Genomic DNA, 17823 nt, shown 5'->3' with positions numbered 1-17823 from the left:
CGTGAGCGCGCGCCCGATGCGGCTCGAGAACGGCCACAGCCAGCGCACACCCGCCAGGGCCCGGCCGCAGAACCCGTGCCCGCGGTGAGCTCGAGGCGACTGCCGGGCTGGTTTGTACACACATTTGGCCGGCGCCGCGGGGGATCCGCCTGCCAGAACGGGCAAGAAAATTGTCTATATTTGATGCGTGAAGGCTCCGGACGCAGCACGGGCGACGGCGAACCGTAAACGCGCACCGATTCTTCGTCTCAGCGATGTCGCCGCCGAGCATGTCCGCGAACTGATCGTGTCCGGCCAGCTTCGGGCCGGCGAGTTCATCCGGCCCGAGACGGTCGCCGACGAGCTGGGCATCAGTGCCACCCCGGCCCGCGAGGGCCTGCTCCTACTGCAGACCGAGGGGTTTCTCACCATCGAGCCGCGGCGCGGATTCTCGGTCACCGCGTTGTCCAGCGACGACATCCGCGATGTCTATGAGGCCCAGGCGTTGCTCGGCGGTGAGCTCACCGCACGCGCGGCCCGAGTCATCAGCGCCCAGTTGGTCGACGAGCTCGAACGCATCCAGGCCGAACTCGAACAGGCCGCGGCCGCACAGGATTACGAGGCCGTCGAACGCCTCAATCACCGCTTCCACGAGACGATCTACCGGCTGGCCGGGTCCCGCAAGATCCGGTGGCTGATCAAGACCACCCTCCCCTACGCTCCGCGCAAGTTCTTCGCCGCGGTGGAGGGGTGGCCGGAGGCGTCGGCACAGGACCACCGCGCCATCATCCAGCAGCTGCGGGCCGGCGACGACGAAGCCGCCAGGACCGCGATGGCCCACCACATCCGCAGGGCGGGTGAGCTTCTCGCCGAGCACCTGGCCGCGAGCGGCACCCTGGGCTGACCGGCCGCGACAAGAGGTGGATCCGGTGCGCGTTGGCGGTCACCGCGCTGAATCGGAACGGTAGGTCTCCGATTCGGCTGCGTGGTAACCGAGTTCGGCCAGGATCGCGGCGGTGTGGGCGCCGAGCGCGGGCACCGGGTCCATCCGCGCCTCGGTGCCCAGATCGATCGGTGGCAGCAGGGCGTCGACCGGGCCGTGTTCGGTCTGCACCGTGCGCCAGCGGTCGCGGGCGGCCAGGACCGGGTGGGCGAGAAACTCCTCGACCGTGTTGACCCCGGCGAACGCGATCCTGGCGGTGCTCAGCCGGTCCTCGAGTTCGGTACTGGTCAAGGCGGCGAAGGCTTCGGTGATCGTCGCGTTCACCTCGGCCCGATGAGCGACCCGCAGGGTGCCGGAGGCGAACCGCGGATCCTCCGCGACGTCGGGTCGGCCGAGCACGACGGTGCAGAACCGTGACCATTCCGGCTCGTTCTGGATGGCGATCAGGATGGTGTGCCCGTCACCGGCGTCGAACGGGCCGTAGGGGGCGATGGTGGCGTGCTGGGCACCGAACCGGCCCGGCTGGCGGCCGGCTCCCGCGGTGAAATAGGCCGGCTGGCCCACCCATTCGGCCAGCGCCTCGAACAGCGAGACCTCGATCGTGGCGCCTTCGCCGGTGACGGCGCGCCGGTACAGCGCGGCCATCGTGCCGCTGAACGCGTACATGCCCGCGGCGATGTCGGCGATCGACACCCCGACCTTGGCGACCTCGTCGGGGGTACCGGTCAGCGAGACCAGCCCGGTCTCGCACTGCACCAGCAGGTCATAGGCTTTGCGTTCGGCCCACGGACCGGTGCTGCCCCATCCGGTGACCGATACGACGATCTTGCGCGGATCGCGGGCTCGCAGCGCATCGGCCGACAATCCCAGCCGCTCGGCCGCGCCAGGGCCCAGGTTCTGCACGACGACATCGGCCCGGTCGGCGAGATCGTGCAGAACCTGGTATCCCCGTTCGGATTTGACGTCGATCGCGATCGACTCCTTGGATCGGTTGAGCCAGACGAAGTAGCTCGACTGCCCGTTGACGGAATCGTCGTACTGGCGGGCGAAATCCCCGGAGCCCACCCGTTCCACCTTGATCACCCGCGCGCCCAGATCGGCGAGCTGACGGGTCGCGAACGGTGCCGCGACGGCGTGCTCGAGCGACAGCACGGTGATATCCCGCAGCGGCAGATCGTCTTTCGGATGCATCGGGCCGGCGTTCGTCACTGATCCAGTCCGCCCCTCTTGACCAATTGCTTTGCGATCACGCCGCGCTGGATCTCGTTGGTGCCCTCACCGACGATCATCAGCGGGGCGTCGCGGAAGTAGCGTTCGACGTCGTACTCGGTGGAGTAGCCGTAGCCGCCGTGGACCCGCACCGCGTCGAGCGCGATCTCCATCGCGGCCTCCGAGGCGAACAACTTGGCCATGCCCGCCTCCATATCGCAACGGGCACCGGAGTCGAATTTCGCGGCGGCACTGAGCAGAAGGGCCCGCGCGGCGGACAGCTTGGTGCCCATATCGGCCAGCAGGTTGCCCACCGACTGGTGCTGCCAGATCGGCTTGCCGAAACTCTCCCGCTCCTGGGCGTAGCGCAGCGCATCCTCGAACGCCGCGCGGCCCACCCCGGTCGCCCGGGCGGCCACCTGGAGCCTGCCGACTTCCAGCCCCTTCATCATCTGGGCGAAACCGCTGCCCTCGGCCTCGCCAAGCAGTGCACCCGCGGGCACCCGGCAGTCGGTGAAGTTGAGCTCACAGCTCTCCACGCCCTTGTAGCCGAGTTTGGGCAGGTCCTTGGAGACGGTGAACCCGGGCAGCTTCTCGACCAGCAGGATGGACACGCCCCGGTGCGCGGGCTCGGCGGCCGGATCGGTTTTGCACAGCAGCGCGACCAGTCCGGCGCGGCGGGCATTGGTGATCCAGGTCTTGCTGCCGTTGATCACGTACTCGTCGCCGTCCCGGCGGGCGGTGGTGCGCATCGCCTGCAGGTCCGATCCGCCGCCCGGTTCGGTCAGCGCCATCGTGGTGCGCAGTTCACCGGTCGCCATCCGGGGCAGGTAGTGCTGCTTCTGCTCCTCGGTGCCGAACATCATGATCAGCTTGGACACCACGGTGTGGCCCCCCATGGCCCCCGCCAGGCTCATCCAACCCCGGGCGAGTTCCTCGGTGACCGTGACGTAGCAGGGCATGGACACCTGCCCGAAGCCGTACGGCTCGGGTATCGCCAGGCCGAAGATGCCGATCTCTTTCATCGTGTCGATGAGGTCCTCGGGATAGGTGTTGGCGTGCTCGAGGTCGCGCACCACCGGTTTCACCTGCTTCTCGACGAACTCGCGGACCGTGCCGACCAGGTGTGCCTCTTCCTCCGACAGCGTCATTCCGTCACCTCCATTCTCCATAGAAAATATTCTATGGAGATAAACCCGGGCGTGACAAGGTCTCGGTGCGGGCGGGCGGTGAGCCCGGACTACCGGGGCGGTCGCGGGCGGCTTATTCGGCCGGCACGACCCCCGTCGGCTCGACGACGGTCGGCTCGACCACGGTCGGCTCGGCCGGCGCCGGCTCAGGCTCAGGCTCGGTCGACGGTTCCGGCGCCTGGGTGGGCTCGGGTGTCTGGGTCGGTTCCGGCGTGGGCTCCGGTGTGTGGGTCGGTTCCGGCGTGGGCTCCGGCGCCTGGGTCGGCTCCGGCGTCGCGGTCGGTTCCGGGTTGGTCTGCGTGGGTTCGGGGTCGTGCGTCGGCGGCACGAAGGTGGGGATCGGCAACCGCGGGATGGGCAGCTGCGGCACCGGGAACTGCGGCACCGGGAACTGTGACACCGGCAGCTGCGGGGGCGGTGCCGCAGGCGGAGCCGGTTTCGGCGCGGCCCGCGGCGCCGGACGGGGCGCCACCCGCGGGGCCGGGGCGACCTGCTTACGCTGCACGACCCGGGGAGCCGCGGCCGCGCGGGGCGCGGCAGCCGGTGCGGGTGCCGGCGCCCGCCCCTCGGGGTCACGCACCACGACGGTCCGCGTCGGCGGGGCCGGCATCGACTGTGCGAGCGGAGACTCGGCCGGAACCGTCTGTGGGACAGCCGCTTTCCCCGGCGCCGCATCGAGCCGATCCGCCCGCGCCGAGAGCACCATGCCCACCGTGCCGACCAGGGCGAGGAACACCGCCGCGTAGAGCACCACGCCCCCGCGCCGGTACCACGGCGCCCCTGGCGCCGGGGTGGTCTCGGCCCCGGCCTCGGCGTCGGCGAAGACGAAGTCCGGCCGGGCCGCCTCGGGTGAGATCGCCTCGGGAACGTATTCGGCGACCTCGGACACCTCGTCGGTCACCGACCAGGCCAGGGCGGCCGGGGCGGCGACGGTGGCGTCCCCGGGCCCCGGCACCCACCCGGCCTTGCGGGTCGCGGCGTCGTCCCCGGTGCGGCCGGCCAGCAGCCCGGCCCCGATCGCGGCCAGCACCGGCGCCTGCGGAACCGTGGTCACCGGCATCCGGAGGGCCTCTGAAAGCCGTTGGGTGACAACGGGCATTCTCGCGCCGCCACCGATCGTGACCAGGGCGGCCAGCCCTGCCGGGTGCACCCCGTTGCGCCGCAGCAGATCCAGTACGGCCTCGACCACACCGTCCAGCGGTGCGCTCACCATCGCATCGAGTTCGGCGCGGGTCAGCCGGATGGTGCCTGCCGGCCCGGGACCCACCAGACCCGTGGCCGCCTCGTGGCTCAGCCGTTCCTTGGCGATCCGGCACCGGTCCCGCAACTGGCTCAGCGCGGCCACCGCGGCGGTGCCGGCCGGCTCGCTCTCCAGGCCGGTCAGGACGTGGCGGAGCACCTCCTGATCGATCAGATCGCCCGAGAACTCCTCGTGACGCACGGTCTGACCGACACGTTCGAGGCCGGCGCCGGCGTCGACCAGGGTCAGGCTGGTACCGGTCGCGCCGAAGTCGCACACCGCGACCAGTCCGCGTGCGGGCAGGCCTGGATGGGTTTGGATCGCGGTCAACGCCGCGACCGCGTCGGAGACCACCCGCACCCCGGGCAGCGCCGCGCGCACCGCGTCCAGCGCGGCGGGCCGCCAATGCGCGGGCACCGCCAGCACCGTCACCTGCGGCCGCCGCTGCGGGCACGCCGCGCGGGTCATCGCTTCCACCGCATCGGCCAGCAGACGCTCGGCCCGATGAGGCGAGCCGTCGGCGCCGACGAGCGGCACGGGATCACCGACACGTTCCACGAAATCGGTCATCACCAGGCCGGGTCCGGTGAGTCGCGGGTTTTCACCCGGCACACCGATCTCCGGCCTGCGATTCCCGGACAACGTGAGAACCGCGCGCCGGACGACCGGCGCCTCGTCGGTGATCGCTACCAGATTGGTCGTCCCGACGGACAACCCCAGGCGATCACGCATACCCGTATGTCGGTGGCGGGCGCCGATTCGTTAAGCCTCAGCGGTACCGAGTCGAATATTCGGCGACCAGCGCCTCGGCGCTGCGCACCGCGGCACGGCAGGCGCGGGTGGTGAACGGATCGTTGAGCGGGTGGTCGGCCCGCCTGCGCCAGCGCTGAGCGGCGGCGAACGCCGCGCGGGGACCGTCATAGGGCTCGTCGGGCGTGAGGCCCAACCGGCTGGCGGCGTCGGTTCCCGAGCCGCCGATGATGCGTCGCAGCGAGGCCATCTCGTCCTCGTTGAGCGTCGTCGACCGCGACCGCAATTGGCTCAGCAGCCGCAGCTCCTCGAACGCGTGGGTGTCGGCCAGCAGCGGCTCGATGTCGGCGAGGATGTAGGGCGTCGCGTAGACCGGGTTGTGTTGCACGAACTGGCGCAGCGACAGCAGCGCGGTGTGGGCCTTGAGCAGCTCTGACCGCTGCGCGAACTGCTGATCGATGACATCGCGCAGCGCGATCAGCCCGCTGCGGTCCAGCAGCTCGTCGGCCAGCGCGACCGAATCCGACACCCCGGCGTGCAGCACCGCGATCGAGATCCTGATGCCGAACATGCCGAACCGGTCCAGCAGCGCCGCCCGGGTCGCGGCGTCCACCGGCAGTGCGCTGTCCTCCCGGACGAACCGGTCCACGCTCAGCATGGCCTTGGACAATTCGGTCGGCTCCACCCCGGCCAGTTTCTCCAGCGCGACGAACTCGCTCTGGCGCAGCGTGCGGGCGGTCAGTGCGAGCAGCCCCGACACCGGCACCACCGCCTGGCAGATGCCGGTCTTGTCCATCTCCGCGGTGAACCGCTGCGCGACGTCCTTGGCCGACATCATCGCGTCGATGCGTCCCGCGCCGATCTCATCGGCCCGCGAGGCCACCCCGATCACGCCGAGCGCCCCCGCCGAACCGCCGACCAGTTCGCCGATCTGTTTGAGCAGCGCGATATCGGCGGCGTTGAGGGTGCGCAGCAGGAACACCACGGCGTCGACCCGGGGCACACCGTCCTCGGGCACCAGCAGCCGATGGGTGCGTTCGGACACGTCCCGCGACAGCGATGAGGTGCCCGGCGTGTCGATGATGGTGGTGTCGACGAGCTCGGCGGCGGGCCATTCCACGTCGAGGTCGACCACGTCGACCGGGTCGAGGCCGCTGAAGCTGAACGTCAGGCCCCGGTCGTTCGGATCGCGCGCGATCGGCACGTTGGACCGCCGGCCGCCGCGGTGGTTGGCGGTCACCTTCGGCGTCGGCCCGTGCCGGAACCAGGTGACGATCCGGGTGGCCTCGGTCGCGTCGGTCGGCGCGATGTCCTCCCCGACCAGCGCGTTCACCAGCGTCGACTTGCCCGCTTTGAGCGTGCCCGCGAGCGCGATCCGGATCGGTTGGTTGAGCCGGCGACCGATGCGGTCGAGTTCGTTGTGGACGTCGGGGCGATTGCGGTAGGCCGGGTCACCGCGGTACGCCTGGATGGTGCCACCCAGAATTGTGCGCACCTGATCGCCCGTGCCCATTACCCGGCTTTCCCGCCTATCCTCCGACTCGAGTCTTCCACCTTAGGCATAGGCCGTTCGCACGCCGAGACTGCGCACAGATCGCGGGATCCGCCGATTTCACGATCCGTGCGCAGTGTCGACGCCGCGGACCAGGTTGGTGGCGTGCTCGACCACCTGGGTGAGGATGTTGCGCTCGCGCTCCAACTCCTTGACCCGCGCGTTGCGCTCGACCTCCTCGACCTTGGCCGCGGCGATCGTGGCCTGCAGCGATTCGTTGAGCGAGCGGGTGGTCTGGTTGGCGATCCCCCGGTAGTGGTCGCGCAGTTGCCGCTGGATCCCCTTCAGCCGGTCCCGCGACTCCTTGCCGACGACGAACGCCACATCGTCGACGAACTTGCGCATATTGGTCTTGGCCTCACCGCGCACCCGCATCATCCGGTTGTCCATGTCCTCCTTGTAGGCCTTGCGGCCCAGCACCAGGCCGGCGCCCAGCGACAGCGGGTTGAACATGCCGAGACCGGCGAACGAGGTCAGCATGCCGAACATCAGCACGCCGCCGTAGGAGCCGCGCATACCGGTGACCACCTTGTGCCCGGCCTTGATCGGCTTGGCCTCCAACCGGGCCAGCGACTTCATCTCGCCGAAGCCCGCGCCCATATCGCGCGCGTCGATCTGGGGCATCTGCACGGCGTCCAGACCCGCCTCGGTGAACGTCCTGGCCACCTCGGCGGCCAGCGCCTCGGCCCGCTGATAGGCCCAGACGAAGTTGTCGCCGACCGCGGTGGCCACCGCGTCCTCCAACTCGGCGCCGATCTCGGCCCAGTGCTGGGTCGGATCGCAGCCGTCGATCACCTGCTCGGTGTGCGCGGTGATGTTGCGGAACCGGTGACGCAGGTCGTGGTCGACGTCGGCGGTCAGGTCGGCGATACCGTCGCTGAGCACCTGTTGCCACAATGCGGTGTGCTGCAACGCATCCTGGGCTTCGGCCTTGCGGCGCTCCAGGTCGGCGGTGAGCCGGTCCCGTTGGTCGGGGTCGGTGAACGAGGACAGTTCGGACTCCACCGCGAGCAGCAGATGTTCTGCGGCCGAAAGGACTTCGGCCACCACCTGGTCGCGGACCCGATCGTTCTCCCTGGACAGCACCCGATCGGACAGAAACTTGACGATCGCCGGGAAGTTCGACTCCTCGTTGAGCTCCTTGTCGTTGAGCTGGATGGCGTGGCTGCGCAGCACACTGGAGACAGGTGTCACCGGGACGTCGAGCCCGGCGCGCTGCAGGTGGGCGGTGTTCGCTCCGACAATCTCCCGCCAGAACGGGTACAGATCGGTCTTGGTCGCGACAATCGTTGCCAGCGGACATATTTCGAGTGCCTGCCGGATGAAGGTCAGCTCCGGTTCGGTGAACTCCTGGCTGGTGTCACTGACCATGAGCATCGCGTCGGCGTCGGGCAGCAGGCCGAGGGTCGCCGACAGGTGCGGCTGCCCGAGCCCGCCGACGCCGGGGGTGTCGACGAACGCCAACCCGCCCTTGAGCAACGGGCTGGGCGCCGTCACCTCGACCCGCAGCACCTCGCGACCGCCGGCCTGCGGGGCCCGGCGCAGATCGTTGGCCACCTCGGACGGGGGGATCTCGACGAGCTCCGGCTCGGCCCCGTCGGGGCGGGCCACCACGAGCCGCGCCGACGCCTGTTCGCCGTAGGACACCACGGTGGCGAGCACCGTGGATTCGTCGTCCCCGACCCGGGCCACCGGGATGTTCAGCAGCGAGTTGAGCAATTGGCTCTTGCCCTGTTTGAGCTGGCCCGCGATCACCACCCGGATCTGCGGGTCGCTGATCCTGGCCCGGCCGACCCGCAGGCGTTCGACCAGGTCGCCGCGGTCCTTGGCGGCGGCGATCCGGCTGGCGTGGTCGATGAGTTCGACGATCACCTTGACCGGTCGGCCCGGCCCGCCGGCCGAGGCATCGCGGGGGTTGTTGGGTTGCGTCACGGGCATTCCCTCCTGGCCTGATGAGCCTCAACGGTAGGCGGGGACCATCCGGGTATGGGATGGTCCCCGCCAATCGCGTTATGTGGTTGTGGTCGAAACCGATCGGCTCAGAACGCGTCCAGGCCGGTGTCGACTCCGGTGTTGTTGTGGGAGGCGACGTCGGTGTTGGTGTCGTAGCTGTTGCCCGAACCCAGCGCCGAGCTGGTGTCGTTGTAGGAGCCCAGCGACGTGTCGTTGTGCGACGCGGTGTCGTTGCCCGACGCGAACGCGGTGTCGTTGTTCGACCCGAGGTTCGACTCGTAGGACGAGGAGTTGTCCTCCCAGCTGGTGTCGGTGTCGGACTCGACGCTGGTGTTGACCGAGTTGTCCTGGGTGTTGCCGCTGCCGTAGTCGCCGCCCACCGAGGTCTGGTCGCCGCCAACGGCATTGGTGTCGTTGTCGGTCAGGATGATCGAGCCGCCGTTACCGCCGTCGCCACCCGAGGCGCCCCCGCTGCCGATGCCGATCAGGCTGTCGCCTCCGCTGGCACCGCCGCCGTGGCCACCGCTCATATCGACATCGCTGATCACCGGACCGTCGTTGCCGGAGATCAGATCGCCCCCGGCGGACTGCGAGTTGTCCTCGATCTCGTTGTCCTCGCCGACCGCGACGTTGGAGCCGTCGCCGGCCCAGATGTCACCGTTGTTGGTGGTGTTGCCGTCACCGAGGACGGCGCCGTCACCGCTGACGATGTCGCCGGCGTTGTCGCCGTCGACCACCACGCCGCCGTTGGTGGCGGTGTTGGTGCTCTTGTCGCCGAGGGTGATATCCCCGAAGCCCAGGTTGAACGCGCCTTGCTGGGCGTTGGCGCCGGCGTCCTGGTTCGGGCTCAGCACCGGCACGTTGTTGTGGCTGGCCAGATCGGTGTCGTTGTGGCTGGCGAAATCGGTGCTGTTGTGGCTGGCCACATCCGGCGAGATCTGGGTCTGCGGTGAGAACGGCGAGGCGATCGGCGCCGCGAACTGGGTCGGGATGTTGTGGTGGTCGGCGACCGCGCGCTGCAGGCCCACCACCGGGTTCCCGCCGCCGAGCAGCGCACCGGCCGGGGCCGCGGTGGCCGCGACGGCGTGCAGCTGCGCCGCGGTCACATTCGGCAGGCCGGCATCGCGCAGGCTGCCGTCCGGGTCGGCGATGAACGAGGCCGCCGAGGCGGGGCTGCGGAACAGGTCCAGGATGAAGTCGATAAGGGAGGTCATTTCTCCAACCTTTCAGATGATGCTGGGAAGTCTTTCTGACCTCCCCGCCGGACCGTCCGGCGATCTGCAGACCACGTTATGGACTCGCCGATGCGCCGGAAACGGGGCCGGATCCCCTCCCCCGACGGGGCCCATCCGGGGTGCGCCGGGGTGCCCCGTTAGGGGATTAGGGGATCGCTAGGGGATGCACCGTTTACGCAGGTAAACGCAGAAAGCGCAGGACCGGAGTGGTCCTGCGCTTTGTGCGTGTCGGGTTTCCGAGCGGGGGTTTCAGTCGAAGATGTCGAAGCCGCCCGGATCGTCGGTGTGGTGCTGATCGTCGACGGCCTGCCGGTCCCAATCCTCGGCGCCGGCGGGCTCGCCGATCGGCACATCGTCGATGACCGGCTCGCTGATCTGCAGCGATGCATCGTCGAAGGGATCGTGAGCGAGGCCGGTGTCGGCGAGGTCGCCGGTCAGGTCGTCCAACCCCTGCAGCCCCGCGGACACCGTCTCGTGCGGCTGATCGATCACCTGCCCGATCAACTCGTGGCCGACATCGGTGGGCGGCTGGTCGCCGAAGGCGTCGAACGCGGCGGTCGCCGCACCACTCGCCCAGACATTGCCGGCCGACTCCAGGCCGGGGCCGGCACCGAATCCGTCCAGGTTTCCGGCCGGGGCCCCCGCCGACAGCGACTCCGACACCACGGGAATCAGATTATTCACGTCTGCACTGGTCACATCGGTCAGATGAGCATCGGCGATAGCCTGCGACGGATCGGCCGCATAACGGGCCGCGGCGTCGGGATCACGCACCAGCGACATGACAAAGTCGAGCAGCGCGTTTGCCATGGCACACCTCCTTCACGATCTCGACACGATGCTAACCAGCCATCCGGCGGGTGGAATCGGTGCCGGACCCACCTCTCCCCTCCGGCGATTAGGGGACTCGTCATTAGGGGATCGACGCCACTAGGGGAACCTTCACCGGCCGTGGGGGGCGGAGCCGCTATGGTGAGGGGCGGCCGAGACAACGGGAGTGACGCCTGATGACCGACTCACTGGGATTGTCGATCGGGATGACCAATCTGGTGGCGGCCCGTGAAGGCCGTCCGCCGGTCGTCCGCAGATCGATCCTGACGCTGTTCAACGACCGCGCCCCCGACGTCGGCGAGTTCGGCGGTGCGGGCCTGGCGCTGACCGGTTTCGTCGAACGGGTCGGCGACCCGGTGCCCATCGTCGCGGCCGACGGTTCCCAGCACCGCGGCGAACTGGTGCTGGCCGAGGCCCTGGATGCGATGGCGCGGGCCGCGGGTGGCGGCGCGCCGGTCACCATCGCGGTCCCCGCCCATTGGGGGCCAGGCACGGTCGGTGCGCTGCGCGGAGCCCTGCGCGGCAAGCCCAACCTGGCACCCGACGGTGTTCCTCCGACATTGGTACCGGATTCCCTGACCGGCCTGGCGGCGTTGCGCGCCGAGCCTGGGCTGCCGGCCGAGGGTGTGGTGGTGCTGTGCGATTTCGGCGGCAGCGGCACCAACGTGACCCTGGCCGATGCGGGCGCCGATCTCGCCGTCATCGGGCAGACCGTGCGGTACCCGGAGTTCTCCGGCGACCAGATCGACCAGGCGCTGCTCAACCACGTGCTCACCGGAATCGCGACGGCCAACGACGCCGACCCGGCGGGCACCGCGGCGGTCGGGTCGCTGGCCCGGCTGCGCTCCGAATGCCGGCAGGCCAAGGAACGGCTGTCGGCCGAGACCGCGGCGGTGGTGGCCGCCGACCTGCCGGGGTTCCGCTCCGATGTCCGGGTGACCCGGCCCGAGCTCGAGCAGCTGATGTCGGGGGCCGTTTCGGGATTCCTCGACACCGTCGAAGACACGTTGCAGCGCAACAATATTGCCTTGTCGAGCATCAACGCCGTGGCGACCGTCGGCGGTGGCGCCGCGATTCCCATGGTGACGCAACGGCTTTCGGAACGGTTACGCGCACCCGTGGTGACCACGCGACGCCCCCAACTCGACACCGCGATCGGGGCCGGGCTGGTCGCCGATCGGGTCGCCGAGGCGGGCGCCCCGACCGGCATGGCACCCGAGGTGGCCGCGGCCGATGCCCCCACCGGACTGGGCCCGGCGGGTTGGGCGGCGGGCGCCGCCGGCGCGGCGGGCGCGACCGCTGCGCAACCCACCCCCAACGGGCCGGAATCGTCGACGTTCCGGGCGCTGGCCTGGTCGCAGGACGATGCGCCGTCCGAGGAGCCGGTCCCCTACTCCGGCGCCGACTACAGCTATGAGCCGGGCACCGGTGCGACGGCCGCGCGCCCGCCGGTCGAGTTCAGCCACGAAGAGGAGATGTACGACACCGGGCCGGCGCCGCTGGCCTGGTACAAACGTCCGCCCATCCTGTTCGGCGCGGCCGCCGCGGCGGCCCTGCTCGCGGCCGGGGGTCTTGCCGTGACCCTGACCAGCGCGACCGAGGATTCGACGCCGCTCACCGAGACCAGCACCACGTATTCGATGGAGCCGTCGCCGGTCGGCCCACCACCTGAGCCGGTCACCACCGTGACCGTCGGCCCCGACGGCCGCCAGACCAGCACCGTCGTCGTTCCGCCGCCGCCACCACCTCCGCCGAGTTCGAGCACGACCACCACCGAGCCCACCACCACCAGCCCCACCACGACGACGACCGAACCGACCACCACGACCACCACGACGACCACCCGAACCACCACCACCCGGTCGACCACGACCGAACCGACGACGACGGAACCGCCGACCACCACCGAGCCGCCGGTCACCACGACCCCCGATGTCCCCGACGACGTGCCCGACGACGGCGGCGGCGGCGCCTAGGCCGCCGTGACCAACCCGGTGCCGGAATCCGCGACCGACCTGCCACCGGCCGTCCGGGACGCCATCGGCGGGGTGCTCGCCGCGCCGATGTCACCGGCCAGGCTGGTCGTCGCGGGGGGCATCGGGACCGGCAAGAGCACCGTGCTCACCGTGCTCCGCACCGCGTTGCGCGACGCCGGGCGCATCGTGCTGACCCGGCCGCCGCGTCCGGGCGACGGCCCCGAGGCGGCTTTCGTCGTCGACGACGTCCATCTGCTCGAGGACAGCGAGATCGACTGTCTCACCGAACGACTCGCCGACCCGGCGACGACCACGGTAGTGGCGACCGAGCCGCTGGCGCAGCGGTCCGCGCTGCGCAACCTGGTGACCGCACTCGAACGGGAGAACCCCGCGGTGACGCTGGGCGCCTGGTCGGCCGCCGAGGTGAACCGGCTGATCACCGCGGTGCGGGGGGCTCCCGCGTCGCCGGAGACCGTGCGCTCGGTGCTGACCGCGACCGCGGGACTGCCGTTTCTGGTGCGGGCCGCCGCGGATTCGGCAGAACCGGAGGAAGCCGCGCGATTCGCGCTCATCGAGCGGTTGCGCCGGCTCGACGAACGCACCCGCGACGCCCTGTTGATCACCTCGCTGAGCCGGGGCCTCGGCCCCGACGACATCGCGGCGGCGCTGCGGCTGGACGGCACCGAGGCAGCGGTCGTGGTGGACCGGGTGCGGGCCGGTGGTCTGGTCGAACCGTCCCATGACCGCGGGTTTCTGCGGCTGGTGCATGAGTGCGTCGCCCAGATCGCCGGGGCCGCGCGCCACCACGAGATCGAGACCTCGCTACTCGGTTCGCAGATCGAACTATCCACACTCTCAGCCGAACTCGCGGTGCGCCTGGCCGAGCACGGGGTACGCGACGATCGGCTGGCCGCGGCCCTCACCGATCATGCCGGGCTCGCTCGGGGACGGCCGGCCCGGGCGGCGCGGCTGTACCGGGCGGCCGCGCAGGCCGGCTCGGCGGTGGTGAGTGCCAGGCTGGCCGATGCGCTCGCGCTGTCCGGGGACTGCCCCACCGCCGGGCGGATGGCCGATGAACTGCTCAGCTCCGAGGACCCCGGCGAGCGGGCGGCGGCCGTCCGGATCGCGGCGGGCGTGGCACTGCACGACGGGAATGCGGCCCACGCCGCCGACCTGTTCCGATGGCTCGGGCCGTACCCGGATGCCATGGTCAGTTCGGCCGGTGCGACCGCACTGCTCGCCGTCGGCGATGCCACCGCCGCCCGCGGCGCGTTCGACATCGAGGTGGCCGGGCCGCCGACGTCGACGGCGCGCGCGGCCCGCAATCTGGCCGAGGGGCTGCTGCTGTCGTTGGACCAGCCGTTCGCGGTGACGGTGGCGCGGTTGGGGCAGGCTGTGGCGTCCGAACACCAGACCGCCGGGGTGTCCCCGGACACCCCGGCGGCCGTGATCACGCTCGCCGCGCTGCACGGCGGCGATCCGGTGCGGGCCCGCAGCGTGATCGGCCGGGCAGTCCGCGCCGGCGATCACGCCGACGGCGGGGTCCCGGCGTCGGCGTTCGCCGTCCATCGGCACCGGCTGTTGCTGGGTTGGGTCAGGATGCAGGACGGCAGGCTGGCCGCGGCCGGCGCCGACGCGGCCGCCGCGGAGGCCGGTGCCCAGCTACACCGGCGGGACGCGCTGTGGGCCGCGGCATTACGCACCGCGATCGCCCGGCGCAGCGGGGACAGCGGCGCGGTCCAGAAGCACTGGTATGCGGCGATGGAGGTGCTGGCCGAGTATTCGATCGACCTGTTCTCGCTGCTCCCGCTGGGCGAGCTGTGGGTGGCGGCGGCCCGGATGCGCCAGGTCGACCGGCTCGAGCACACCCTGGCCGAGGCGTTCGGCCTGCTCGAGGCGCTGGGCCGGCCCGTGCTGTGGTCGGTGCCGCTGCACTGGGCCGGGGTGCACGCCGGGATCATGGCCAATTCGCCGGCCGCGGTGGCCCCGCACGGCCAGGCGCTGACCGCCGCCGCCGGACAGAGCCCGTTCGCCCGGGTGCTGGCCCACGCCGGGCGGACCTGGCTGCGGGTGCTGGCCAATCAGGTCGACATCGACGAGGTCACGGCCGCCGCCCGAGGGCTCTCCCAGTTCGGTTTGACCTGGGACGGGACCCGGCTGGCCAGCCAGGCCGCCCTGCAGACACCGCAGGCCAAGGTCTCGCAGGCGATGCTGCAGTTGGCCCGCGACCTCAAGCAGACCAGTTCCGTGGACGACGCCCCGGCACCCGTCGTGCCGGTCACCCCGGACGCGCAGGCCGCCGGCCCGGTGCCGGGCCCGGGGCCCGCCCGGCTCTCCGAACGCGAACGCGAGGTCGCGGAGCTGTTGCTGCTGGGCATGCCCTACCGCGATATCGGCAGCCAGTTGTTCATCTCAGCAAAGACCGTGGAGCATCACGTCGCCCGGATCCGGCGACGTCTCGGTGCCGAATCGCGGTCGGAAATGCTGTCGATGCTGCGGGCCATGCTGGCCGCCGAGAACTGACCGCCCCGGGGGCACCGGTGCTCGTGGTTCCGCGCTGAGACCCGCACCACAGTGACCCGAAGTTAGGCAAGCCTCGGTAGCGGTAAGAAACGTCTAAATGTCACTATGAGCTGAAGGAAGCTAAGTTACCGATGGGTAACAATGCTCAAGTTACCGTCGGGTAACCCGCGAATTGGAGGCGTTTCTGTGGAGAGTCTCGAACACACCCTGGCTGTGTCGCGGCTGGTTCTCGGTGTGCTCGCCACGCTGGTCGTGCTGGCGTTCGCCGCCAAGCGCGTGCAGTGGCTGACCAAGCTGATCAGCTCCGGACAGACCGTCGGCGACGAGCGCGGCCGCAAGGACCATCTGCTGCAGCGATTCCTCAACCAGAACAAGGAAGTCTTCGCCCAGTCGAGGCTCCTGAAGTGGTCGATCCCGGGTATCGCGCACTTCTTCACCATGTGGGGCTTCTTCGTCCTCGCCTCGGTGTACCTCGAGGCCTACGGTGTGCTGTTCAACCCCGAGTTCCACATCCCGCTGATCGGCCGCTGGGCCGTGCTGGGCTTCCTGCAGGACTTCTTCGCCGTCGCCGTGCTGGCCGGCATCATCGTCTTCGCGATCATCCGGATCCGCAAGAACCCCGAGCAGCTGGGCCGCGAATCCCGGTTCTACGGCTCGCACAACGGCGGCGCCTGGACCATCCTGATCATGATCTTCCTGGTCATCGCGACCTACGCGGTGTTCCGTGGGGCGGCGGTCAACGTGCTCGGCGAGAACTTCCCGTACCAGTCCGGCGCCTTCTTCTCCGACGGGATGGCCGCGCTGCTGGCCCCGCTGGGCCACACCGGCAACGTGTGGCTGGAGACCATCGCGCTGCTGGCCCACCTCGGCGTCATGCTGGCCTTCCTGCTGATCGTGCTGCATTCCAAGCACCTGCACATCGGTCTGGCCCCGATCAACGTCACGTTCAAGCGTCTGCCCGACGGGCTGGGCCCGCTGCTGCCGATGGAGTACAAGGGCGAGCCGATCGACTTCGAGGATCCCGCCGAGGACGCGGTGTTCGGCAGGGGCCGCATCGAGGACTTCACCTGGAAGGCCAACCTCGACATGGCGACCTGCACCGAGTGCGGTCGTTGCCAGTCGCAGTGCCCGGCCTGGAACACCGGTAAGCCGTTGTCGCCCAAGCTGGTCATGATGAACCTGCGCGACCATCTGTTCGCCAAGGCTCCCTACATCATCGAGGGCAAAGAGCTGCCCGAGGAGGGCTCTGTCGACTTCGCCAAGTTGGGCGACAGCCTGCACGGGCACGGTGTGGCCGAGGACGGCTTCGCCCGCATCGAGGGTTCCGGCCCCGAGCAGGCGCTGCGCCCGCTGGTCGGCACCGCCGAGCAGGGCGGCGTGATCGACCCCGACGTGCTGTGGTCCTGCACCAACTGCGGTGCCTGCGTCGAGCAGTGCCCCGTCGACATCGAGCACATCGACCACATCGTCGACATGCGCCGCTACCAGGTGATGGTCGAGTCGGAGTTCCCCGGGGAGCTCGGGGTGCTGTTCAAGAACCTGGAGACCAAGGGCAACCCCTGGGGCCAGAACGCCAAGGACCGGACCAACTGGATCGACGAGGTCGACTTCGACGTTCCGGTCTACGGCGAGGACGTGGAGAGCTTCGACGGGTACGAGTACCTGTTCTGGGTGGGCTGTGCCGGCGCCTACGAGGACCGGGCCAAGAAGACCACCAAGGCCGTCGCCGAGCTGCTCGCGGCATCGGGCGTGAAGTTCCTGGTGCTGGGAACCGGTGAGACCTGCACCGGTGACTCGGCCCGGCGTTCCGGCAACGAGTTCCTGTTCCAGCAGCTGGCCGCGCAGAACGTCGAGACGATCAACGAGCTGTTCGAGGGTGTCGAGACCGTCGACCGCAAGATCGTGGTGACCTGCCCGCACTGCTTCAACACGATCGGCCGCGAGTACCCGCAGCTGGGCGCCAACTACACCGTGGTGCACCACACCCAGCTGCTCAACCGGCTGGTGCGGGACAAGCAGCTGGTGCCGGTCAAGTCGGTCAGCGAGCAGAACGGCAAGCCGGTCACCTACCACGACCCGTGCTTCCTGGGTCGGCACAACAAGGTCTACGAGGCACCGCGCGAGCTGGTCGAGGCCTCCGGCGTGACGCTCAAAGAGATGCCGCGCCACGCCGACCGCGGCCTGTGCTGTGGTGCCGGCGGCGCCCGGATGTGGATGGAAGAGCACATCGGCAAGCGGGTGAATGTGGAGCGCACCGAGGAGGCGATGGACACCGCCTCGACCATCGCGACCGGCTGCCCGTTCTGCCGCGTGATGATCACCGACGGTGTCGACGACGTCGCGGCCGCTCGCGATGTCGAGAAGGCCGAGGTCCTCGACGTGGCTCAGCTGCTGCTGAACTCGCTGGACAAGAGCGCCATCACCCTGCCCGAGAAGGGCAGC

Annotated in this window: 11 protein-coding genes; 4 read left to right on the top strand and 7 right to left on the bottom strand. The window is 69.9% G+C overall.

The window, feature by feature from the left end:
- Window positions 1-187: 187 nt before the first annotated feature.
- The gene (locus ACWDTP_RS11260; RefSeq protein ID WP_450019550.1) at window positions 188-883 is read left to right on the top strand and encodes a GntR family transcriptional regulator; all 696 of its coding nucleotides are present in this window, start codon (window positions 188-190) and stop codon (window positions 881-883) included.
- Window positions 884-922: 39 nt separating this feature from the next.
- Here ACWDTP_RS11260 and ACWDTP_RS11255 read toward each other — a convergent pair whose 3' ends face one another.
- From ACWDTP_RS11255 to ACWDTP_RS11225, 7 genes are all read right to left on the bottom strand, one after another.
- Entirely contained in the window at window positions 923-2113 is a 1191-nt protein-coding gene (locus tag ACWDTP_RS11255; RefSeq protein WP_450019612.1) for a CaiB/BaiF CoA transferase family protein, read from the bottom strand.
- A gap of 14 nt (window positions 2114-2127) precedes the next feature.
- Window positions 2128-3303: an acyl-CoA dehydrogenase family protein gene (locus ACWDTP_RS11250; RefSeq protein ID WP_450019548.1), complete on the bottom strand. Its 1176-nt coding sequence runs from the start codon at window positions 3301-3303 to the stop codon at window positions 2128-2130.
- Window positions 3304-3394: 91 nt separating this feature from the next.
- Window positions 3395-5293: an Hsp70 family protein gene (locus ACWDTP_RS11245; protein WP_450019546.1), complete on the bottom strand. Its 1899-nt coding sequence runs from the start codon at window positions 5291-5293 to the stop codon at window positions 3395-3397.
- Between the two features lie 37 nt (window positions 5294-5330).
- Window positions 5331-6824 carry a dynamin family protein gene (locus tag ACWDTP_RS11240; protein ID WP_450019544.1) on the bottom strand — a complete coding sequence of 498 codons (1494 nt, stop codon included), beginning with the start codon at window positions 6822-6824 and terminating at the stop codon, window positions 5331-5333.
- Window positions 6825-6923: 99 nt separating this feature from the next.
- Complete coding sequence (gene iniA, locus ACWDTP_RS11235) at window positions 6924-8795, bottom strand: isoniazid-induced dynamin-like GTPase IniA (RefSeq protein ID WP_450019542.1); 1872 nt, start codon at window positions 8793-8795, stop codon at window positions 6924-6926.
- 107 nt (window positions 8796-8902) lie between these two features.
- Entirely contained in the window at window positions 8903-10030 is a 1128-nt protein-coding gene (locus tag ACWDTP_RS11230; protein WP_450019540.1) for an IniB N-terminal domain-containing protein, read from the bottom strand.
- Window positions 10031-10300: 270 nt separating this feature from the next.
- On the bottom strand, window positions 10301-10861 hold the full coding sequence (locus ACWDTP_RS11225) for an Rv0340 family IniB-related protein (RefSeq protein WP_450019538.1): 561 nt from the start codon (window positions 10859-10861) through the stop codon (window positions 10301-10303).
- Window positions 10862-11058: 197 nt separating this feature from the next.
- Between ACWDTP_RS11225 and ACWDTP_RS11220 the strand changes: the two genes are divergently transcribed.
- From ACWDTP_RS11220 to ACWDTP_RS11210, 3 genes are all read left to right on the top strand, one after another.
- On the top strand, window positions 11059-12858 hold the full coding sequence (locus tag ACWDTP_RS11220; protein ID WP_450019536.1) for an Hsp70 family protein: 1800 nt from the start codon (window positions 11059-11061) through the stop codon (window positions 12856-12858).
- A 6-nt stretch (window positions 12859-12864) separates the two neighbouring features.
- Window positions 12865-15381 carry an isoniazid response ATPase/transcriptional regulator IniR gene (iniR, locus tag ACWDTP_RS11215; protein WP_450019534.1) on the top strand — a complete coding sequence of 839 codons (2517 nt, stop codon included), beginning with the start codon at window positions 12865-12867 and terminating at the stop codon, window positions 15379-15381.
- A 141-nt stretch (window positions 15382-15522) separates the two neighbouring features.
- Window positions 15523-17823: heterodisulfide reductase-related iron-sulfur binding cluster (locus tag ACWDTP_RS11210; RefSeq protein ID WP_450019532.1), on the top strand; the 2301-nt coding region annotated here is incomplete at its 3' end.

It is taken from the genome of Mycobacterium sp. NPDC003449, assembly GCF_053588415.1.
This window is presented reverse-complemented; position numbering and strand designations above follow the sequence as displayed.

Bases quoted from the DNA above. Each gene is read 5' to 3' on its own strand.
- ACWDTP_RS11245 (WP_450019546.1), bottom strand. From the start codon at position 5,293: ATGCGTGATCGCCTGGGGTTGTCCGTCGGGACGACCAATCTGGTAGCG.
- ACWDTP_RS11230 (WP_450019540.1), bottom strand. From the start codon at position 10,030: ATGACCTCCCTTATCGACTTCATCCTGGACCTGTTCCGCAGCCCCGCC.
- ACWDTP_RS11250 (WP_450019548.1), bottom strand. From the start codon at position 3,303: ATGGAGAATGGAGGTGACGGAATGACGCTGTCGGAGGAAGAGGCACAC.
- ACWDTP_RS11240 (WP_450019544.1), bottom strand. From the start codon at position 6,824: ATGGGCACGGGCGATCAGGTGCGCACAATTCTGGGTGGCACCATCCAG.
- ACWDTP_RS11225 (WP_450019538.1), bottom strand. From the start codon at position 10,861: ATGGCAAACGCGCTGCTCGACTTTGTCATGTCGCTGGTGCGTGATCCC.
- ACWDTP_RS11255 (WP_450019612.1), bottom strand. From the start codon at position 2,113: ATGCATCCGAAAGACGATCTGCCGCTGCGGGATATCACCGTGCTGTCG.
- ACWDTP_RS11220 (WP_450019536.1), top strand. From the start codon at position 11,059: ATGACCGACTCACTGGGATTGTCGATCGGGATGACCAATCTGGTGGCG.